We start from the raw sequence: 20,808 nt of genomic DNA on the forward strand, positions 1-20,808 counted from the left end.
CTCTTATTTTTCCTCATGAATCCGGAAAGCCGGCAAGACCGTCAAAAAAGAGTCATTTGACGCTTGCCATGGGCGAACAAGATGCTATAACCCCGCTCGCTTCCGGGGTGAACCAAGGCCCCACGGTTCCTTTTCCGAAAGGGACCATCGGAAGCAGGTTAGCCCAGGTAGCTCAGTTGGTAGAGCAGCGGATTGAAAATCCGCGTGTCACTGGTTCGATTCCGGTCCTGGGCACCATTAAATTCCGCTAAGTATTTTGAGGCTCGGTGTGAGACTGTTCACGACTTCGTGAGCGTGGTGAGGCACTTGATAGTCGCCGGGCCTCGTGACGCAAACGTTGCGAATGTTGGCCAGCAACTCTTTGTTGCTACCACCTATCGAAGCTAGAAGGCGGCTTGGATTGAGCGGTTCATGGTCCAGATGGATTTGAAGCAACCATAGCAAGAGATGCGGCTGCCAAAACAAGGATAGTCACCAAAACAATGACGGAGGGCTTTTCTAGCCACGATTGTCCCATCTGGTTCACCCGAACTGCGAGTCTGATGTTTTCGCGCGACGCGGTCCCCGAGCTATGTGGCTTGTTTTGAGACATTGCGGGTGCGGCCGCTTCAGATATTGCGATGGCAACCTTCGTCTGAGCTTTAGCGAATACGTCAAGTTCGCTTTGATTTGTGCCGCCGAAAGAGGGGTTGGGAAAAATCCCACGTCGGGATATGTTGCCTTTCCTTTGATCGGGAACTTGAAGTTGGGACCTAACCGCTTTTGCCCGATAAGTTTCTCTGATGACGCGATCCATGATTTCGCGAATATCCTCGAAACTTAGGATTTCCGATGCGGTCGGGGAGCCCGACTCCAATGCTTTGATAAGCGCGCCGGAGAACATTGTATAAGGCTCATCGCGAATTATTACGGCGACATCGATGGGGCTAGAAGCGCATAGTAAGGCCGTTCCAGTTTCTGCCATGGCATCGATCGCGTCTATTTCAATTTTCTCGGCTATAGAGGAAAGAAAGAGCCAATCCGGCGCGGCGGCAGCAGAATAACATGCGTCCAATATGACAAAACGTCTGGCAGCGGGCACGCTTTTGATGACCGTCAAAGCGAGAGCCGTCATTCGATATGCAGAGCTGCTCAGGTTGCCAAACCTGCTGTTGCGCAACAGTATACAGTATTTGCGGCCGTCTTCCGTAAAACTCCCATGTCCGACGTAGTAAATGATTAGATCAGTAAGGGGCTCTTGATTTTTCTCTTGGTACGCTTCGAGAAATTGATCAATCGCCAAGTCTATGTCGCTCATACCTCGGGGGTCGTCAAAGAGATTAAGGATATTGGATGTGGCAATCTCCAATCCGCGATTTGAAGCACAATAGTCGACGAACTTCGAAGCGGAGTTGGAAAACTGCGGTGCGGAAGGAAAATTTTGTGGACTTCGTGGCCACTCGCTCGCACCGAGCACAATTGCCGCAAATCCCCTCCCGCGCGATGGTGCAGTCATGACTTGAGGAAGTTCTGTAGCTTCTCTATGGCCCTGGGTACGTCATCACTATTGAGATTGCGTAGCGAAAACTGTTCTCCGGACGGAAGCAAAATCGTGACTTCGCTTTGGTTCCGGCGCTTCATCCACATCCACAAACCGTCGACGAATGCCACAATCGCAGGAGCAGCCAGGACAATTGAAACGAGAGTCCCCGCATCTTGCGTGTCAACGCGCTCTCGAGTTACCAAGTGGTTAACGTTGGGAAGATTCATCTTAATGTCGCGGGCTAAGTCTTGCGCCAATTGGCCTTTGACCGCGTCATTGACACCGGGAAACTGTACAACAACTTGCGTCATGAATTTCTCCCATTTTTACTTAAAGTGCTTCATTTCTCTTCGATGAGTCAAGTGAGTTGTCTCTCACAGTGTTACAGACAACGTCCAGGCTCTAAACTTGGTTTGCCAACTTCTTGGGTTGACGTAGACAATGCTGACTTTAGCGATGGCGACGACGGTCGCCATTTTTTACCAACCTTCGATTAGCGGTTCGTTTCTTGGCAGTGTCACTCTGTCGGGTGTACATTTGCTACATGAGGGGCCCCGTTCCTTCTGACGAATTGGGCGCCAACAAACTCCTCTGTTGAGGTTAGTTTCGCCCTTTCGATGTCTTCGCCAGCATCTCGCTCAGTGTTGCCGCCGAGAGCATGGATTCGGCCAAAAGCTTTTTGAGCTTCTGGTTCTCTTCCTCCAGTGCTCTCAATCTTTTGGCATGGAGACCGACGTTTCCGAACTGCAAGGATTGCCACCGATAGAAGGTCGGCTCGCTGATACCGTACCTGTGGCAAACATCTGCCACCGTCACTCCGGCTTGGTGCTCCTTCAGAATGCCCGTAATCTGGTCGTTGTCGAATTTTCTCTTGCCCATCACCGCTTCAGTCCTCACGAAATGCTCTGTTGAAACTGTCGAGAAGTGGTCTGACAGCATAGAGCGCCACGCTGCTTTTGCCTGTTTCGATCAGTGTCTGCGCGGGCATGCCCGCGACCAGTTCGACATCACGCATTTTCGCCAATCGCTCGTCCGTTACACGGATCGTCGCGGCAAAGTAGGGCTGGCCGCTCTGCGGATCGATGAGACGGTCCGCTGAAACATACTCGACCCGACCTTTCAGGAGTGGAACGCGCCGCTGATTGTAGGGAAGGAGGTGGACCTGTGCCTCGAGCCCCGCATGAACGAGATTGATGTCTTCCGGTCTGACGTGGGCAGACACGACAAGGCGATCGGAGCGTGGCAGAAGATCGACGAGCGGTTCACCGGCGCCGATCACCCCTCCTGATGTGTGGACGCGCAGATTCATGATTGTTCCATCGTCGGGAGCGCGGATGTCGGTCCTTGCGAGTTGGTCGTCGATCGCCCGCAAGCGCTCGCGCAGCTGCATGATCCGGCTTTCCGTATCGCGCATGCCTTGGGCGACTTCGCTCAACCGGTCGCTCTCAAGCTTTGCGAGATCGGCCTGTGAGCCGCTGATCACCTGGTAGGCGCGAGAGATCTGTGCCTCTACTTGACCCTGCTGGCCATCGAGGTCTGCTTTTTCCCGCTGGAGGTTGAGAAGTCTGCTTCTTCTTTCCAGTCCTTTGGCGCTGAGGATCGCAACCTGATCCAGTTCTTGGCTCGAGATTGTCGCTCTGTCGGCCAGTGCTGCCTTCTGCGCGCCAAGTCCGACGATTTCCTGCCGCACCTGCGCGATCTTTTCATTGGCGATCTGAATTTCCGCCTGCATGACGCGGCGACGGGCTTCGAAGATTTTCTGTTGCCCGATCAGAATCGCGCTGACCGAAGGATATCTGTCCATGGCTGCCCTGAGGTCCTCAGGATAGGCGACATGGTCGCCGCCCGTCTGCTCCGCAAGCAGGCGGGCGCGGCTTCCTTCGGCGTCCCAAAGTTGCCCTTGAATGCTGTCGCGCTCGGAGCGAGACTTCGTGTCGTCGAGTTCTATCACGATCTGTCCGGCCATGACCGCATCGCCGTTTTTGACGAGTATCCGTCGGACTATCCCGCCTTCCAGATGCTGAATGGTCTTGCGGCTGGACTCCGGTTCGATAACGCCCGATGCAATTGCAGCGCTTTTCAGCGGCGCCAGGACCGACCAGATTCCCAATCCGACGATGAACACCAGGATCAACAGGTTGCCTGTCCAAACAACGCCTCTGAGCCCCGGCATCGGCGAGGGGGGCGCGGGTCCGCGCTGTTTCGACTCGATCACCGGCAAATAGGCCGTCTGTTGCTTGACCAACCGCCGACCAGTCCTTGGCGAATTTGAAAATTTCGCCGGCGTTGCGTCCAGTTGAACAAGGGCCATGGCGGCGTTTCTCCCTATGTTCCTGTTCGAGACGGTGGTTGAAGATAAGTTTCATAAATCCGCTCGCTGTCGCCGAAGGCAGCCACCGTTCCGTTACGCATGATGGCAATCTTGTTGGTGACCGGCAGGATCCCCATCCGGTGCGTTATGATAACGACGGTCATCCCCCTGGATTTCATGCGCTCGATTGCCGCAAACAGCATGCGTTCGCCGTCATAATCCAGGCTCGAATTCGGATCGTCGAGAACGATCAGAGACGGATTTCCATAGGCCGCCCGTGCCAGTCCCAGCTGTTGGCGCTGAGCTCGAAGGAGCAGGTTTCCACCTTCACCGATATCGGTCTCGTAGCCCTGCGGCAGCCGCATGATCGCCTCGTGCAATCCAACCAGCTTTGCGGCGTCGATCGCTTTGCCGGGATCTCCTCCGTCCAGCCGGCCGATCACATCCTTGATCGCTCCGCCGAAGAGTTCGATGTCCTGCGGCAGGTATCCGACGTGGCAGGTCCCCCCGCAAAGGCGCAGAGCCGAGATATCGACCCCACCGAGAAGAGCATATCCGCGCGTTGCCGGCACAACGCCTGCCATGACGCGACCAAGTGTCGATTTTCCCGATCCCGAAGGACCGATGAGCGCTATGCAATCGCCGGGCGCGAGGCGCAATGTGATATCAGTCAATATCGGCCGATCAGCGAAGGGTTTGAAATAGCTGACATTATCGAGAACGAGGCCATTGGGTTCCGGCAGCGGCACCATTCGGGCATCGCAATCCGATGCAACTGTTATCAGCATTCTGTTCAAGCGATTGAAGGCATTGCGCGCAAACGTAAAGGAGCGCCATGCCCCTATTGCGCCCTCGATTGGTGCGAGCCCGCGGCCGAGCAGCAGGCTCGCAACGAAGATGATCCCGGGACTGCCGCTGTTTACGAGCACCAGCCATGTCGCGGATCCCATCATGAGGATCTGCGCCAGTGTGCGGATCGATTTGGAGAAACCAAGAATGATCTCGGTGCGATGCATCGCGATGTCCTGCGCCCTTCTTGCCATTTCCGCATCGCGATAGACGATCAGCGCTGCGCCATCCTGCATGCCCATTGCCCTGATGACCTCGATGTTTTTGAGGGCGGTCGCAAATCGCAGATAGCTCCTCGAAAGGGCAAGATTGGCGTGGGCAAGCGGCTCCCGCGTCGCCAGTTCCGTCATGAACGCAAACAGCAGAAGTGCAACGGCGCTCAGAAGACCGATGGTCCCAAGCAACGGATGAACAAGAAAGAGCAGGAGCAGGAATAGCGGCGCCCAGGGAACGTCAAAAAAGAGCGAGCTGGCCGGTGAATCGAGGAACTGGCGTAATGCAGCCAGGTCCCTGTAGCATTCCGTGGCGGCTCCCGTATCGGTGCGAGCGGCATATTCGAACGATGAGGTGAGCACCATGGGCCGTAGCCTGTGGTCCAGCCAACTGCCGATGCGCGAAAGAGCTGCCCTGCGCACGATATCCAGCGTGGATCCGACCAGCACGGCGATGGCGATGATCATCGTCAGCATCAGGAGCGTGTCAGCGCTTCGGCTCGACAGGACCCTGTCATAGATCTGCAGGAGATAGATGGAAGGCGCGAGAAGAAAGAGATTGTAGCCGCAGCTGTAGAGGAAGACCAACCCGAAGGCTCCGGCACAAGCCCTAAGCGCAACAACAAGCTGTGTCGGCGGGCGCGGTGGCTTTATGGAAATTGTTGTCATTATCAGATCTCGCTGCACTTGATTCTGACAAGAAGAGGCTGCGTGCTGATTCAGCAATTCAGGAGGGTCGCCAGCCGAAACCGGCGACCCTCAGAGTCAGAGTTCAGGAGCCGAGATGGTCGACGTCGATATGGCCGAAGGCGTTTATGAAGTGATCGAGAGTGTTGTTCACCGTCGTCGTCTCGGGATCCGTGTGAACCAAAGCTGACGAGATATCGCCGCCCAGAGCGTTGTTCCCGTTGCCGCCGTTGCCGCCGACACCTGCGAGGATGGTGGCATGCTGATCGGCCACAAGCTGCGTATATTGTGTCGCGGTCGTAGCCGCATTCACGGTAGCCGTGTCGCCGCCGCTCGAGTTTCCTTGGCTGCCGTTGGAGTTTGAATCTCCCCCCGCGCCGCCGTCGCCGCTGTTCGTGACCGCCGCCAGGAAGCCGTTCTTGGCCTGAGCAAAGCCACCGTCTCCGCCACTGCCGGCGTCCCAACCTGCCTTCTGCCAAACGTGATCGCCATTGTGCAGATCGGTCGTTGCCCCGTAGACCGTTTGCACGGGGTTTACATATGCAACCGGGTTGTAGTTGATGTTCCCATCGTTGTGGCCATCACCGCCGTTGCCGGCATTCGCGTCACCCGCATCCGGGTTGTTGAGATGAATCGTGTCGGATATTTGTGGAATAGGCATTGATGTCACTCCTTTACTTGGTTTCATCCGTGTTCGTTTTACGGCGTCCCCCTACGGCGTGCATTTCCAGCATGTCACCGCAGCCAATACAACCGCAGGCGAATATTGCCTGCGATTTAATCTGTGGCATATCTAGATATTCGGTGACATTCATTTGGGCGTATACTTGGAAGTGGCGGAGAGTTATTTGGATTAGTACTTATTGATTTGGTGCAGGGTGGCATGGTCGATCGTGTCTGCGACCTCGTCGAGGCGACATCAGGACCTCTGATCCATAGGCAGATTCAGTGCTCGCAAACTCGCACAACGGGCGCTGCGGCCATGACAGCCAAATGGCTACAGCACTAGCCGACAGGATGTAGACGAATTGCAGGCTCTGCTTTTCCCACGTTCAGATGCACAATGCCTGAACAATTCAGGCTGCATAGCGCCGCATGCTCGGTGGACGTGCAGTCGCCGGCGAATGGAGACGGTAATGGCGGAAACTCGTCCCTCATTGGAAGACCTGCCCAAGACGGGCAGCGATCAACACCTCGCCTCCAACGTGGCCGCGGGGCATCTGGCGCTGGTGCCGACTTGGCTTCCATTGGATGTCGCTTCCGGTCAGAGCCATAATTCAGCCGGCAGCGGTGGTGACGGGATCAGCGAAGGCGTGATCAGCAGCAACGCACTGGCCGTCTTCACGCCGTCCAATGCCGCCATTGCGGGACCTCATTCCGGTGCAGACGCCTTCCAGGGCAACGACGCGCTCATCAATCAGCATCCCACCGAAATGGCGGGGATAGGCGGGAATGGCGGAAGCGGCAATGTTGCCATCGGTAGCGGCGATGGCGCCAATCATGCCGGCAGCGGGGGCAATGGGCTTTTCTACGGTGGACTCGTCAGCACCGAAGTCGCGCTGTTTGCCCCCGTGAATACTGCCGTGGCTGCAGGCCCTGGCGCGACGGCTCACGCTGAGCAATCGAACAACGCACTGTTCCTGCAGGGCGCAACCCAGATCGGCGGCATGGGCGGCTCGGGCGGAGACCATAACGTCGCGAGCCACGGCACGTCGATGAGCCCGGGAACTGCGCTCACATTGACCGGCGACTTTTATGCGGGCCATGGCGGCGATGGATATTTCGTCGGCAGCATGGTCGATGTGAGTATTGCCATCTTTTCACCGATCAACATCGCCATCGGCGCCGCAGGCGGCTCCGCAGAGGCTCATCAGACAAACAATGTCATTTTCGATCAGGGCACTGTGCAGATCGCAGGCATCGGCGGCAATGGCGGTGGCTTCAACTTGTCGTCAGATACGATTTATACCGGCAATCACGCAGGTGGCGGCGGTGGGGACGGATCGTCAACCGGCAGCATGGTAGACGTCAATTTCGGCTATTTCCATCCCATCAACATTGCCGTTCCCGCCGGCGGGACGGCGGATGCCCAACAGACCGATCATGTTCTCTATGATCAGCAAGCGCTTCAGTTGGCCGGCATCGCGGGCCACGGTGGAGACGGTAACCTCACGGATGCCCATTCGGCTCTCGTAGACGACATTCTGAGCTTCATGCATGGCTAGAGCCTTTCCATTTTTCTTCGAAGCACGGAAATGCTCTATCTCTTTGTTTCCACGTAATTCCGGACGCAAAAACCGCAATGCACTTTTGCTGGAATTGCTCTAGCGAATAGCCTCCCCACTTGCATTGCGGAGGCTCAACCGCACGAAACCGTTCTTTGTGCCATTATCAGGCCATATGTTGAACGCTTCCTCCGCCGGGCTCTCGTCTTTTGGGCCGACATGGCACGCAACGGTCGGCTCACTCAGAACTGAACATTCCACCATGACCTCATCCGCATTGTCGCCGATTTCGGCCGCCAGGGGCCGTGACCTCCGGCCGCTATCGGTCGGTGCCGGCGCAGTGCTGTCTGCGGGAGAACAATGCTAACTGGTATTAATGCGTCATTAGAGCACAGTTTCACTAATCATAACGGGTAGTCAGCGATCTCAGGCTTTTTTGCTGTCGGGTCTGCGACTGCTTTGAATTGAGATATGGAAACAAAGCCGAGCCGATCGGCAACTCGTTATATCCAATGGCGCTTTCCGAAATGGGTCTGTAGCAGATCGGTTGCCTTTTCAGTGCCTTTGAAAGCTTTGTTGACGCGCTTGCCGTACGTGAATTCGGCGAAGCTGGAAAGTCTGCAGCGACAAGTCGAACCAGCAGGAATTCATGAAAAATCTCTTCAATGTGCTCTGCAAGCCCAGTTATCTATCGTTGATATCTTATAAACTATAAGAATTATCATGAGAGGTCAGACTATTAATATCCGAAATACACTCACTTTTTCTCATGACATGTAGTGAGAACAGGAATAATATGAATAGCTGTTGCGTTGCAAATATTCGTGGGGAGCACGCAAGTGTCCGACATTACTGGAACTAGGCGCCGTATCGGGCGCAATGCACCAACTGTGATCATCATCGAGAATTCTACATTGGCGCGCACCACCGTGGTGAAGCTTCTTGAGCGTGAACTCGCCGGGTGGAACGTTATAGATTTGATCTCAACCGAGAGTCTCGATAGTGCTCTTGGAGCAGAGGTGCGTTTGATTGTATTGGGCCTGGCTGGCAGAAGTGTTGAGAGCACCAGCCTGCGTGATGATCTCGCGGCGATTGCTGCACGTTTTCCTGAGGCTCCTGTCACGTTGCTCTCAGGTACGGATGACGCCATCATAGCCCGTCAGGCACTCAAGATGGGCATCCGCGGCTTATTCTCGACTTCACTTCCCATTGACATTGCTCTTGCCGGTCTTCGTCTCGTTCTGGCAGGAGGAACATTTTTCCCGCAGCTATTGGGAGCTGGTACAAACGGCTCAAACGAGCATAGTCCGGCCAGAAATGAAGCCGAAAAGAGCTTGGATGATAGGACGCAGTACTTGGCGATCGCTGATTTCACTCCCCGGGAAGCGGATGTCCTCGCAGAGTTGCAATGCGGCTGTTCAAATAAGGTGATTGCAGGAAAACTCAATTTGTCGGGGCATACAGTGAAGATGCATTTGCAACACATAATGCGCAAGTTGCAGGCGCAGAACCGCACTGAAGTGGTTGCCCGCTTAATTCAAAGAGCCGCCGGTGGGCCTGACGTCTCGCCGGGTTAGGCGGTGTCGCCAGTACCGGCGTTCGTTCGTTCGTTTCAACGGGTCTCATATCGTGATGGCCTGGAACAGGGAAGACCCGACCACCTCGCGTGACGACATCATCGATATCGCACGCTCGCTGGTGCCGCCGGCCAGGTGAGCGCATGGAACGTCAGCCGTTTCGCCGGGCCGGCCTCTTCACCTTGACCTTGATCTACGCGTTACATTGTGGACGAGTTCGCTGATGGTCGCGAACTCACCGAACAAAGCAGTAAGCTTGGCTTGCTCCTTGCCATCCAATCGGTGCTGCGAGCAGAAGTCCGCGATGCACCAGACCTTCGCCGCTACGATAGGCTCGGCAGTAATCGAATCAATGTGTTGCATTGTAGTCCTCCCGCAAAGGAAGCTAACGGAGTTCAAATTAGCTTTCAATGAAATAAGAGGTCTTCCGAAAACTGTGGTTCCCATTGCCCGGCGCGCCGCCTCTTCAGCGACTGGCGGACATGCGGCTTCTCCACTGGTTGCAGCGTCGAGCAGCCGCTCTCGTTTCTACGCCGCGAAACGGCATGCAGCCTTGTCGGATGCCTTCCGATCGGCTCCATATTGCGCGATGATCTTTTCTGCGTCTTCGACGCTGCCGCTGGTTCCGGACATCGAAGACAGACTGAGGGACGTCTGGGATCGCGCGGTGCCACGGATCGGCAGACTTCTCAATTCTCAGAGGTCCTACGATATTCCGTCGGTGCGCAGCCAACCGCATTTTTGAATTGGCTGGAAAAATGGAAGGCGGAATGAAAGCCGAGCAGGCCGGCGATTTCTTTTACCGATTTGTCGGTATTTACTAGGAAGTCGCGTGCTCGCTGAACACGGACGTTCATTTGATACTGTTTCGCCGACATCCCGGTTTGCTCACGAAACAGCCGGCGAAAATAGGGGTAGCTCACCCCCATCTCTGCTGCGAGATCCTCGACCGATTGTGAAGTTCCGCAGCGCTCCATCAGGATCATGCGCGCCCGATCGACGAGGCGCGCGCCGGCGCCGGTTGCCAGATCGTCCGGCCGGCAGAGCAGCGCAAGGAGCTGCAACCCGAGCGTGGATATCACCAGCTGATGAAGCACGGGATCCTGCCGCGCCAAGTCATGGATGGCGGCGAACACATGATTGATCTCATCGCTTGCCGGGTTGAGCGGGCGTTCGACATGCAGGAGGCCAGCATCCACTGCAAAGTCGAAAGCGGTTCCCCGGCACTCTATCCAGTGCTCGGTCCAGCCGGTTCGCCGATCGGGCGCGAACCTGTGCCACACGCCTGGGAACAGGAGAAAAATCGATCCTTCCGTGACGCGCACCTGTCGGCGCAGGTTGCCGAATTCGAGCTTCCCGTTGCCGGCGCTGATCAGCACGACCTGATAGGCCTGAAGGATGCGGCCGCGAGACCAGCTGAAGTGATGGTCGTCCGGATGACGGCTCGGAGGGTAATCGGAGTGCGGCGCAATGACCGAATAGCCCGTCGAGACAGCGGTGCAGCCCCATGCTGCAGAAATTCTGTTGTCAGGCATGTAGACGAAGTAGTTTTCCGTCATTTGACGTCGCCTTTTTAGGATCATTTTTTGTATGCAAATGATCACTTTTGTGGATTTTGGCGTCGTGTCAACAGGTGTGGCCGATGGTACCGTCATCAGGTCAGGGCAAAGTTGATCGAATTTTGCCGAACGCTGATTGCATCAGCTATCGCCGCTGCCGGGGAGGGTAGGGGCTGGGAGGAGAATAGATATGAAAACTCACGCCAGACTGCTGGTCGCAGCCGCTTGCCTCGCCGCATCTGCTGCCTATGCCGATGATTTCCACGGGTTCGATCCCGCGAAGTTCGACGGCAATATGCTTTCGGCCGAGGCTCTCCAGGCCATGGCCGCCGACGCGTCGAAAGTGACGCCTCCGAAAAACGGCAGCAAGTACAGCATCGGCTTCGCCAATCTTCAGCGTGACATCGCTTTCGGCGTGCTCGTGGAGAAAGGCATTCAGGCAAACGCGGATGCTGCCGGCGTGGAACTCGTCGTCGCCGACAACCGACTCGATGGCCCGACCGCGCTTGCCAATGCCAAGTCTTTTGCCGAACGCAAGGTTGACTATGTCATCGAGTTTCAGACCGACGCAAACTTCGGTCAGACCGTGATGGACGTGTTCAAGCAAGACGGCACCAAGGTCACGGCAATCGATATCCCCATGCCCGGTGCAAGTTTCTTCGGCGTGAACAATCCGAAGTCCGGTTTCATGGGCGGGTCCTACCTTGCAACGGCTGCGGCAAAACAGTTTGGCGCGGACACGGTAAAAAGCGGCTATCTCGTCATCGGCGCACTGCCCCAGTCGGGCGTCATCCCGCGCATGCGCACGGAAGGTCAGCGCGCCGGCTTCCTAGCCCTGACCAAGGATTTCCCGGCCGACCACATCATCGAGATCGATACGAAGAATACGCTGCAGGAATCCTATACCCAGATGAACAACGTACTCGGCCGCATTCCGCCAGGAGCGCCGATCCTGATCATCGCGATCAACGACCAGGCGACCATGGGCATGCTGCAGGCCGTCCGAGCAGCCGGACGTGTTGATCAGGCCATCGCCGTCGGCAACGGCGCGGATGAAGCCGAGGCGCTTGCCACGGACCCGAAACTCGTGGCGGCGACGGGTTCGTTTCCAGGCAGCTACGGGAATTATCTCATTCCGATTGCACTGTCTGCGCTCGCCGGCAAGGCCGTGCCGGAGGCAACCTTCGTCACCCACCAGATGGTAACCAAGGCAAACATCTGCAAATTCTACAAGGAATTCGCGTGCGCCGGTGAAGCCGACGGTTACACCTTTCCCGAGGCAGAGTTCGCAAGCTATCTCTCTGGTCTGAAAAAAGAGAATTGGTTGAAGGGCTACGAGGCAATTCTCCCCAAGCAATGATCTGGGGTCGGAGGAGATTTTGATGCAGACGGTATCGAGCACGGAGAGCCGCGTAGCGCGGCTCCAAATCACCAACGTCACGAAGTCCTTCTCCGGCGTGCAGGTCCTGAAAAACGTCACATGTTCGGCCGATGCCGGCGAGGTCGTGGCACTGCTCGGCGCCAACGGTGCAGGCAAATCCACGCTGATGAAGATCCTGTCCGGCGTCTATTCCTGCGACGCCGGACATATACAGATCGATGGGGCCGCAGTCGACATCACGTCGGCACGTGCGGCCATAGCATCGGGCATTCGCTTGATGCCGCAGGAACTGTCCGTGCATCCGGACTTGTCGGTCGCGGAGAACATCGCGTTGGGATCGATGCCCCAGCGCAAGATCGCCGGCATAAGTTTCGTCGACCGTGCCGCCATGCAGAGGCAAGCGACGACGCTGCTCGGCCGACTGAAGCTCGGTCATGTCTCTGCGAGCCGGAGAATGGGATCACTATCGCTTCCGGAGCAGCGGATCGTCGAGATCGCCCGGGCATTGGCCGGCCAGGCCCGTATTCTGATCATGGATGAACCGACTGCTGCACTCGGAGAAGCAGATGCCGAAACCCTGTTCGGGGTGATCGATGCGCTTCGCGCCGACGGCGTCACGATCATCTATATCTCCCACTACCTCGACGAGGTGTTTCGCCTCTCCGACCGGATCGTCGTGTTGCGGGACGGCGAGGTACGCGGACAGTTCCAGACGAGCGCCACCAGTCACGACGAGGTGCTGCGGGCGATGCTGGGAGGCGATCTCGGCGATCTTTTTCCGGCAAAGCCGCAATCCCTGCCGGACGAGACGATCCTGGCTGTCGAAGGACTGTCGCTGCCAGGCTGGCTCAGCGACGTGTCCTTTTCGGTGCGCCGCGGCGAGGTCCTGGGTGCGTTCGGCCTGATCGGCTCCGGGATTGAGAAGGTCGGCAGAGCCATTTATGGGGCGGAGCCCAAGGCGAAGGTCCGTTCAATCCGGATGGGGACAGCCGAAACGGCGTTGTCGAACCCGCGGGCAAGCATTCGAAGCGGTATTGGTTTCGTTGCAGCCGAACGCAAGCGGCAAGGCCTGATCGCCAACCTCACCGTCCGTACCAACACGACCCTTCCTTACCTCACGCGCTTTACGCGCTTCGGGCTCGTCGATGACAATCGGGAGCGGGCAATGTCGCAACACTGGATCCGCACCCTGCGCGTCAAGACGACGGGTCCGGAGCAGGAAATAAGACTCCTGTCCGGCGGCAACCAGCAGAAAGTGTGCCTGGCGCGATGGCTGCTCGGCGACCCCAAGCTGCTCATTCTCGAGGAACCGACCCGCGGGGTCGACCTCGGCGCTCGACGAGAGATTTATGAGGAGATCCGCCGGCTCGCAGCGAACGGATTGAGCATACTCCTCGTCTCATCGGACGCTGAGGAAGTCGCCGGTCTTGCCGACCGAGCGATCGTCTTCGAAGAGGGCCGGGCCGTGGCCGCATTGGGAGCCAATGCATCGGCGGCCGAGCTGATGCAGGCGGCGGAGTCGCACTCCGTGTCTGCTACGAACGAATTGGAGAAAGCATGAACAAGTCAAACTCGATCGTTGCAAGCGAACCCAAGACGACCAGCCAACGCCAGTCGATGACGGACATCCTTGCCAGACCGGCCGCCGGGATCGTGGTTCTGCTGGGCTTCTATGTCATCCTTCTTGCGACTTTCGCTATGCTGTCGCCGTTCTTTCTGTCGGTGAGCAATCTTGCCAATATCGGCACGAACATGGCCTTCATCGGGCTCATGGCCGCAGCCGGAACGCCGCTGATCATTGGCGGTGGACTCGACCTGTCGGTGGCTGCCGTTGCCGGACTGGCCGGCGTCATCGTTGCATTGATGCATTCCAACGGGATCAATATCTGGGTTGGATGCCTGACAGCCTTGGTCATCGGCGCCGGGGTCGGAATTTTGAATGGCGTGATCGTCACCAAGCTGCGCCTCAATCCCCTGATCGCGACACTCGGGACGATGAGCATCTTCTCGGGCCTGTCGATGGTCATGACGGGTGGCTTGAGCAAGCCGCTTTTCGTGCCGGCCTTCAACTGGCTTGGTTCAGGTCGCATCTTTTCCGTGCCGTTTCCCGTCATCGTCATGCTGATCGTCTTTGCCGTCCTTTGGCTCGTGCTTGCCAAGACGCCGTTCGGACGGTTTGTCTACGCAACCGGCGGCAATCCCGAGGCCAGCAGCCTTCTCGGCGTGCCTGTCGAGCGCACCCAGATGATCCTCTACGTGATCTCAGGCATTTCAGGCGCTGCCGCCGGTATCATTCTTGCAGCAATGCTCGGCGCGGCCGCCCCGAATGCAGCAAGTCAGCATCTGCTGACGATCATCGCCGCTATCATTCTTGGAGGCACCAGCCTCTTTGGCGGGCGGGGAAGCGTCTGGGGTACGCTGATTGCGGTGCTGATCCTCGGAACTCTGAACAACGGCCTGACCCTCATGAACGTGTCCAGTTTCTGGCAGGATGTCACGCGCGGTGTCGTGTTGCTTCTGGCCGTGGGCCTCGACCAGCTTCGTGTCCGCCTGCAGGGCTGACCCCGCTATAATTCCAGGAGAAATTGGAATGTCTGATCGCCCTTTGAAGGCCGGCCTGTTCGGTATCGGTCTGGAGGCCTATTGGCCGCAGTTTGCCGGTCTCGAAGCAAGGCTGCGGGGATATGTACATGTCGTCGCGTCCAAGCTGGAACGGCCCGGGGTCGAAGTCGTCAATCTTGGCCTCGTCGATACGCCGGAGAAGGCCGTCGATGCCGGCCATCTGTTTCGCCAGGCCGATGTCGATATCATTTTCCTTTACATCACCACCTACGCTCTATCGTCGACCGTCTTGCCGGTTGTTCGGCGTGCAAAGGTGCCGGTCATTATTTTGAATCTGCAGCCGGCTGGTGCGATCGACTACGCGTCCTTCAACGCACTCGGCAACAGGACTGCCATGACCGGCGAGTGGCTGGCGCACTGCGCTGCATGCCCGGTGCCCGAGATTGCCAATGTGTTCACTCGAGCGGGCATTCGGTTCCACCAAGTAACAGGCGTTCTCAACGATGACCCGTTTGTCGACAACGAGATCGAGGAGTGGATCGAGGCCGCACGGGTAGCCCACGTCATGTCGCATAATCGCCTTGGCGTCATGGGGCGCTATTACAACGGCATGCTCGATATCTATTCCGATCTCACAGCCCAAAGCACGGCATTCGGGACACACATCGAAGTGGTGGAGATTGACGAACTAGCACGCCTCAGACGCGACGTTGGCGAGGCGGAAGTGGCGGCCTGCTTGGACAGAATCCGAACGGAATTCGACGTGCAGCCGGATTGCGATCCAGACGAACTGGCGCGGGCGGCAAGAACTGCTGTCGCGCTGCGCAAACTCGTCGACGCGAAGCGTCTCGGCTCGCTCGCCTATTATTATGAATCGGTGTCCGGGCATGAATACGAGGACGTCATCACGTCGGTAATCGTTGGTTGTTCGATGCTCACCGCCGAAGGCATACCGGTTGCTGGCGAATATGAGATCAAGAACGCGCAGGCCATGAAGATCATGGACAGCTTCGGCACCGGAGGTTCCTTCACCGAATATTATGCAATGGATTTCGATGCAGATGTGGTCCTAATGGGCCATGATGGCCCAGGCCATACCAAAATTGCAGAGGGTCGAACCAAGATCCGTCCTCTGGAGGTCTATCACGGCAAGGTCGGCTCCGGCGTAAGTGTCGAAATGTCGGTTAAGAATGGCCCGGTAACACTGCTCTCCGTGGTGGAGTGCGCCGGAAAAGTGAAGCTGTTGTGCGCCGAAGGACAATCGGTGCCCGGACCGATCCTGGAGATTGGAAACACCAACAGCCGCTATCAGTTTCCAATCGGGGCGCGCGCGTTCGTCGAGAATTGGAACGCCGAAGGACCGGCGCATCATTGCGCAGTCGGCGTCGGACACATTGGGAGCAGCATCGAAAAGTTAGGAAAGCTGTTGGAGGTCGAGTTCGTGAGGATTTGCTAATTGTCAAAAATATTTCTCGCTGAGGGAACTGCTTGACGAATAAAAAGACCCCTCAAAACGATCGCAGCTCCTCCGCCTATCTTGCCGGCGTTGTTCATCAAATCTCAGACGACTGCCCGTTCTTGCCGCCTCACCGGCGGCGCGGTGATCGATAGTGCCATGCTGTGGCAGCGCCAAACCTCGCAGCGAGGGCATAAAAACAGTTCGGCCCGCGCGATGGCGGGCAATGTTATCGGCGAGCATTCGTTTCAATGGGTCTCATATCGTGATGCCCTGATGGGAACCGCGAGTCCGCCCGTCCGTTACCATTTGAGCAACGGAGGAAATGGACATGCGCAAGAAAAAAGCCATCGTCGAGGCGGCGCTTGAGTCCGAATACGAGCGCCAGGCACTGGGGATCATGAATACGGAGCAAGCTCTGAAGCTTGAGGATTCAGACGGACTTGTCTTCAGCCATCCGGATAAAGAGGCTGGCGTGACGGATCATTTTGTTGATCAGGATGAACTGCGCCGTTTGGTGCGGCGGTCAACCTCGCCGCATCCCCTATTGCAATCGCAGGCTCGTACGACACGTTCGTCCTGAACTTCAGGCAATCATGTAGCCGCCGTCCACCGGCATCGATATGCCATTCACCATGGCAGCCTGGTCGGACAGCAGGAAAAGAACAACCTCGGCAATGTCTGCCGGCTCAGCGAAGCGACCGACCGGAATTCGCTTCATCATCCCCGCGGCCTTCTCGGGATCGCTCCATGCCTTCACCGCCATTGGCGTCAACGTCACCGTTGGGTGGACGCCGTTTGCGCGGATGCCGTGAGGCGCAAGCTCCTTTGCCATGACGCGCGTCAAGCCATCCAATCCACCCTTCGATGCACAATAGGCTGCGTGGTCGGGGATGCCGACGAAGGATGCGACCGACGAGACATTGACGATGGCGCCTGGACGGCCTTCCTTGATCAGCGAGCGGGCATATTCCTGGGCAACGATCATCGGAGCACGCGTGTTGACCGCGACAAGGCGATCGAATGCTTCGACGGTTGTCTCCAGGAATGGCTGAAGCTCGGTCGTGCCGGCGCAGTTGATCAGGAAATCTGCGGGAAGGGCGGCGATCGCCGCCTGTCTGGTCGCATCGGCGTCTGCGAGATCGACCTGGATTGCCCGGCAGCCGAATTCCCCTCGCAGCGCGTCGACGTCGGCGGCACTGCGGGTCAGGGCGACGACCTGCGCACCCCGTTCGACGAGCATCCTTACAATTTCGCGTCCGATGCCTTTGCCGGCGCCGGTCACGATCACCGTCTTTCCTCTGAACTCCATGGGTCGTCCTCCTACAGTCTCTGGCCTGTTTCCCGATCGAAGATATGCGCACGTCGGGGATCGATGTGGAAGTACATCGTCCGTCCGGGGTCGACCTCGATACGCTCACGGATCAGGGCGTCGATCGGCACGCCTCCCGTGCGACCGAAGATCAATGTCTCTGAACCCGTCGGCTCGAACACCGAGACTTCGACGGGAACGCCTTCCTCGCCGATCGTGATGTGCTCCGGTCGGATACCGTAGGTCACGGCTCGTCCTTCATCCGCATTTGTGTCCGCCAGCGGAAGGGTGATGCCCTGGTCGGTGACGACGACCTTCCTGCCGTCGCTTGTGGCTATGCGGCCCTGAAGGAAGTTCATTGATGGGCTGCCGATGAAGCCGGCGACGAAGAGGTTGACGGGGAAGTCGTAGAGATCGAGAGGCTTGCCGATCTGCTCGACCCTGCCGTCGCGCATCACCACGATCTTGTTGGCCATCGTCATCGCCTCGATCTGATCGTGCGTGACGTAGACTGTGGTGGTCTTCAGCCGCTGGTGAAGCTCCTTGATCTCGACGCGCATGGTGACGCGGAGTTTGGCGTCGAGATTCGACAACGGCTCGTCGAACAGGAAGACCTGCGGATCGCGCACGATGGCACGGCCCATCGCCACGCGTTGGCGCTGTCCGCCCGACAGCTGTTTCGGATAGCGGTCGAGATAACGCGTCAGGTCGAGGATCTCGGCTGCCCTGCCAACCTTCTCGTCGATCTCAGCCTTCGGACGCTTGGCCATTTTCAGCGGAAAGCCCATATTCTCGGCGACGGTCTTGTGGGGATAGAGCGCGTAGCTCTGAAACACCATCGCGATGTCACGCTCCTTCGGGGGAGCGTTGGTGACGACACGGCTGCCGATCCGGATATCTCCGCTGCTGACCGTCTCCAGCCCGGCGATCATCCGGAGCAGGGTGGATTTGCCGCAGCCGGATGGACCGACCAGCACGACGAATTCGCCGTCCTCGATGTCGACGCTGACGCCATGCATGACCTGAAGAGAGCCATATTTCTTGGTGACGTCGCTAACCTGTACGTTTGCCAATGTCGTTCCCCCTAAAGCAGTGCAGATTGTGACTTGATGTCGTTGACGGAATTCATCATCTCATCCCTTCCAGACGATATAGGCGCCAAGGACTGCCGAGATCGCCGCCGCAAACCATACCGAAAGCCCGAACGGTTCGATGAACCGCATCCAGAACAGCGAGAGCGCGACCCAGATCACGATCGAGATGAAGAGCCGGTCGAACCAGTTCGTTTCGATCGGCAGGAAGCCTGGCTTGGGTTCGTTATTTTCTGATTGAGACGTCATCGTTTCATCCTTTCACGGCGCCGAAGGTCAGGCCGGCGACGATGTGACGCTGGACCACCGAAAAGACGATGAGCGCCGGAACCAATGTCAGCATTGAGATCGCGGCCATGATGCCCCAGGCCGTCCCCGTCGTCGTCACATATTCCGACAGGCCGGTGGTCAGAGTCCGCGCATGGAAATTGGTGAGCGTCGCTGCCAGCAGGTATTCGTTCCACGCAAACACCCAGGTCAGGATCAGCGTCACCGCAAGTCCGGGCCGTGCCAAAGGAAAGATGATATCATAGAGGACGGTCCATGGGCTCGCGCCGTCCATGTAGGCCGCCTCGTCCAATTCCTTCGGAATGCCTTCCACGGTCGGACGCAGCGTCCAGATGGCGAAGGGAAGGTTGAAGGAGCAATAGACCAGGATCATGCCCAGCTTGGAATCGGCGAGCGAGAAGTCGCCGATCCTGTAGACCTGCGTCAGCAGCAGGAAAAGCGGCAGCAGGAAGACCGCCGGCGGCGCCATGCGGTTGGTGATCGTCCAGAAGAAGATGCTTTCCTTGCCGGCGAGGTCGAAGCGCGTCAGGGCGTAGCAGGCAAGGAAGCCGAGCGTGGTGACGAGCAGCGCGTTGCCCGACGAAATGATCATCGAGTTGAGCATGTATCCGCGCAAGGTCGGATTGGTCAGCACGTCCTGGTAATTCTTCCAGAAGAAGCTCCGGAGAATGACATCGGGCGTCGAAAACAGGTCGAACGGCTGTTTCACCGATATGACGAAGAGCCAGTAGATCGGGAAAAGGGTCGCGAGGCTTATCAAGGTCCACAGGACGACCGGAAGCCAGGGAAAACGGGTCTTCATCACTTCAACCTCTCTTCACGCGGGGCGCAATCAGGCCGACATAGAGCAGCCAGCAGACGACGATGGTGAGATAGAGGACGATGACGGAGATCGCCGAACCGTAGCCGTAATTCGTCTTGGGAAAGACTTCCCTGAAGATATGGACGCCGATGTAGCGCGTCGAAGAACCCGGACCGCCGCCGGTCAGCATCAGGACTTCGTCGACGGTGCGCAGCGCGTCCATCAGCCTGATGAACACCGTGGCGAGCAGGGCCGGGCGGATCAGGGGGAGCGTGATGTGCCAGAAGATCTGGCTTTTGCCGGCGCCGTCGATCTGCGCCTGCTCGAAGGGGTCTGATGGAAGCGAGACGAGTGCGGCGATCAGCGAGAGGGTGACGAGCGGCGTCCAGTGCCAGATGTCCATGATGACAGTGACGGTGAAGGCCGCGACGGCGCTCTGGCCGATATTCAGATCGTAGCCGAACCAACTCCTCAGAAGATAGGGAATGATGCCGATGGACGGGGTGGTCATCAGCTTCCAGACTGAGCCGACGATGATCGGCGCCATGATCAGCGGCAGCGTATGGATCGTGCGAAACACCGCTTTTCCGGGAAAGTCCTTGAGCAGCGCCTGGGCGAGGATGTAGCCAAGGACCAGCTCCGACACGACCGCGAAGAAGACGAATGTCAGGGTTATACCGAGCGATGCCAGGAACTGCGGGTCGAAGACGAGCCGCCGATAGTTCTCAGCCCAGTTGAAAATCATGCCGGGATTGGCCGCGAACGGGTTCCATGAATGGAAAGAGACCCAGAGGACGTAGATGAAAGGAAAGATCCCGAACAGTCCGAGGATCACTATGGTCGGTGACAGCAACAGCCACCCGAGCTTCTGCGAATGCATCGCCTATCCCCCATTGAACGTTATGTGGACGTCCGCTCCATCTGGGAACGGAAGATGACGGGTCGTCGGAACGACCCGTCAAGTTGGGGAGGAT

General features: G+C 57.6%; 20 protein-coding genes, 1 tRNA gene and 1 pseudogene. 9 read left to right on the top strand and 13 right to left on the bottom strand.

The annotated features are described in order from the left end of the window. Positions 1 to 161 precede the first annotated feature (161 nt). Positions 162 to 237 (top strand) — tRNA-Phe (locus HX898_RS10695). Positions 238 to 409: 172 nt separating this feature from the next. Here the strand turns inward: HX898_RS10695 and HX898_RS10700 are convergent. From HX898_RS10700 to HX898_RS10725, 6 genes are all read right to left on the bottom strand, one after another. Then, complete coding sequence (locus tag HX898_RS10700; protein WP_180194634.1) at positions 410 to 1,297, bottom strand: caspase family protein; 888 nt, start codon at positions 1,295 to 1,297, stop codon at positions 410 to 412. A gap of 194 nt (positions 1,298 to 1,491) precedes the next feature. Continuing rightward, positions 1,492 to 1,833 carry a hypothetical protein gene (locus HX898_RS10705; protein WP_180194635.1) on the bottom strand — a complete coding sequence of 114 codons (342 nt, stop codon included), beginning with the start codon at positions 1,831 to 1,833 and terminating at the stop codon, positions 1,492 to 1,494. A 289-nt stretch (positions 1,834 to 2,122) separates the two neighbouring features. Then, positions 2,123 to 2,401 carry a transposase gene (locus tag HX898_RS10710; RefSeq protein ID WP_164986455.1) on the bottom strand — a complete coding sequence of 93 codons (279 nt, stop codon included), beginning with the start codon at positions 2,399 to 2,401 and terminating at the stop codon, positions 2,123 to 2,125. A gap of 7 nt (positions 2,402 to 2,408) precedes the next feature. Next, positions 2,409 to 3,833: an HlyD family type I secretion periplasmic adaptor subunit gene (locus HX898_RS10715; RefSeq protein WP_180194636.1), complete on the bottom strand. Its 1,425-nt coding sequence runs from the start codon at positions 3,831 to 3,833 to the stop codon at positions 2,409 to 2,411. Between the two features lie 14 nt (positions 3,834 to 3,847). Next, complete coding sequence (locus HX898_RS10720) at positions 3,848 to 5,563, bottom strand: type I secretion system permease/ATPase (protein WP_180194637.1); 1,716 nt, start codon at positions 5,561 to 5,563, stop codon at positions 3,848 to 3,850. A 103-nt stretch (positions 5,564 to 5,666) separates the two neighbouring features. After that, positions 5,667 to 6,242 carry a PE-PGRS family protein gene (locus HX898_RS10725; RefSeq protein ID WP_180194638.1) on the bottom strand — a complete coding sequence of 192 codons (576 nt, stop codon included), beginning with the start codon at positions 6,240 to 6,242 and terminating at the stop codon, positions 5,667 to 5,669. 475 nt (positions 6,243 to 6,717) lie between these two features. Between HX898_RS10725 and HX898_RS10730 the strand changes: the two genes are divergently transcribed. From HX898_RS10730 to HX898_RS33180, 3 genes and pseudogenes are all read left to right on the top strand, one after another. Further along, complete coding sequence (locus HX898_RS10730; RefSeq protein ID WP_171599717.1) at positions 6,718 to 7,806, top strand: hypothetical protein; 1,089 nt, start codon at positions 6,718 to 6,720, stop codon at positions 7,804 to 7,806. An 812-nt stretch (positions 7,807 to 8,618) separates the two neighbouring features. After that, a complete protein-coding gene (locus HX898_RS10735) occupies positions 8,619 to 9,383 on the top strand; it encodes a response regulator transcription factor (RefSeq protein WP_138388139.1) in 765 nt (254 codons plus the stop codon). A gap of 49 nt (positions 9,384 to 9,432) precedes the next feature. Then, positions 9,433 to 9,522: pseudogene (locus HX898_RS33180) on the top strand (LysR family transcriptional regulator); the annotation flags it as partial. A gap of 38 nt (positions 9,523 to 9,560) precedes the next feature. On the opposite strand, the gene HX898_RS33185 reads toward HX898_RS33180, so the two are convergent. Both HX898_RS33185 and HX898_RS10740 read right to left on the bottom strand, forming a co-directional pair. After that, positions 9,561 to 9,746 carry a hypothetical protein gene (locus HX898_RS33185; RefSeq protein ID WP_138334440.1) on the bottom strand — a complete coding sequence of 62 codons (186 nt, stop codon included), beginning with the start codon at positions 9,744 to 9,746 and terminating at the stop codon, positions 9,561 to 9,563. Positions 9,747 to 10,072: 326 nt separating this feature from the next. Next, positions 10,073 to 10,942: an AraC family transcriptional regulator gene (locus tag HX898_RS10740; protein ID WP_246413133.1), complete on the bottom strand. Its 870-nt coding sequence runs from the start codon at positions 10,940 to 10,942 to the stop codon at positions 10,073 to 10,075. A 190-nt stretch (positions 10,943 to 11,132) separates the two neighbouring features. Between HX898_RS10740 and HX898_RS10745 the strand changes: the two genes are divergently transcribed. The 5 genes from HX898_RS10745 to HX898_RS10765 all read left to right on the top strand — a co-directional run bounded on the left by HX898_RS10745 (position 11,133) and on the right by HX898_RS10765 (position 16,924). Beyond that, positions 11,133 to 12,302 carry a sugar ABC transporter substrate-binding protein gene (locus tag HX898_RS10745; protein WP_138388138.1) on the top strand — a complete coding sequence of 390 codons (1,170 nt, stop codon included), beginning with the start codon at positions 11,133 to 11,135 and terminating at the stop codon, positions 12,300 to 12,302. Between the two features lie 22 nt (positions 12,303 to 12,324). Next, complete coding sequence (locus HX898_RS10750; protein WP_138388137.1) at positions 12,325 to 13,884, top strand: sugar ABC transporter ATP-binding protein; 1,560 nt, start codon at positions 12,325 to 12,327, stop codon at positions 13,882 to 13,884. Next, positions 13,881 to 14,885 carry an ABC transporter permease gene (locus HX898_RS10755; protein ID WP_138388136.1) on the top strand — a complete coding sequence of 335 codons (1,005 nt, stop codon included), beginning with the start codon at positions 13,881 to 13,883 and terminating at the stop codon, positions 14,883 to 14,885. Before HX898_RS10750 ends, HX898_RS10755 begins: the two co-directional genes overlap by 4 nt. A 28-nt stretch (positions 14,886 to 14,913) precedes the next feature. Continuing rightward, positions 14,914 to 16,341: an arabinose isomerase gene (locus tag HX898_RS10760; protein ID WP_138388135.1), complete on the top strand. Its 1,428-nt coding sequence runs from the start codon at positions 14,914 to 14,916 to the stop codon at positions 16,339 to 16,341. 325 nt (positions 16,342 to 16,666) lie between these two features. Further along, positions 16,667 to 16,924, top strand: coding sequence for a hypothetical protein (locus HX898_RS10765; protein WP_064647809.1), 258 nt, complete (start codon positions 16,667 to 16,669; stop codon positions 16,922 to 16,924). A gap of 3 nt (positions 16,925 to 16,927) precedes the next feature. Here the strand turns inward: HX898_RS10765 and HX898_RS10770 are convergent, their stop codons facing one another. Genes HX898_RS10770 through HX898_RS10790 form a run of 5 tightly spaced genes read right to left on the bottom strand, consistent with a single transcriptional unit; the run spans position 16,928 to position 20,714 of the window. Next, positions 16,928 to 17,653: an SDR family oxidoreductase gene (locus HX898_RS10770; RefSeq protein WP_138334433.1), complete on the bottom strand. Its 726-nt coding sequence runs from the start codon at positions 17,651 to 17,653 to the stop codon at positions 16,928 to 16,930. 11 nt (positions 17,654 to 17,664) lie between these two features. After that, entirely contained in the window at positions 17,665 to 18,726 is a 1,062-nt protein-coding gene (ugpC, locus tag HX898_RS10775) for a sn-glycerol-3-phosphate ABC transporter ATP-binding protein UgpC (RefSeq protein ID WP_138334432.1), read from the bottom strand. 60 nt (positions 18,727 to 18,786) lie between these two features. Further along, positions 18,787 to 18,993: a DUF2160 family membrane protein gene (locus tag HX898_RS10780; protein WP_003545406.1), complete on the bottom strand. Its 207-nt coding sequence runs from the start codon at positions 18,991 to 18,993 to the stop codon at positions 18,787 to 18,789. A 4-nt stretch (positions 18,994 to 18,997) separates the two neighbouring features. Beyond that, positions 18,998 to 19,834 (bottom strand): carbohydrate ABC transporter permease, encoded by an 837-nt coding sequence (locus HX898_RS10785; RefSeq protein WP_003556379.1) that lies wholly within the window; start codon positions 19,832 to 19,834, stop codon positions 18,998 to 19,000. Positions 19,835 to 19,838: 4 nt separating this feature from the next. Continuing rightward, positions 19,839 to 20,714, bottom strand: coding sequence for a sugar ABC transporter permease (locus tag HX898_RS10790; protein WP_003545408.1), 876 nt, complete (start codon positions 20,712 to 20,714; stop codon positions 19,839 to 19,841). Between the last annotated feature and the right edge of the window lie 94 nt (positions 20,715 to 20,808).

Origin of the sequence: Rhizobium sp. WYCCWR 11128 (assembly GCF_013416305.1) — a bacterium.
Classification (GTDB): Bacteria; Pseudomonadota; Alphaproteobacteria; order Rhizobiales; family Rhizobiaceae; genus Rhizobium; species Rhizobium indicum.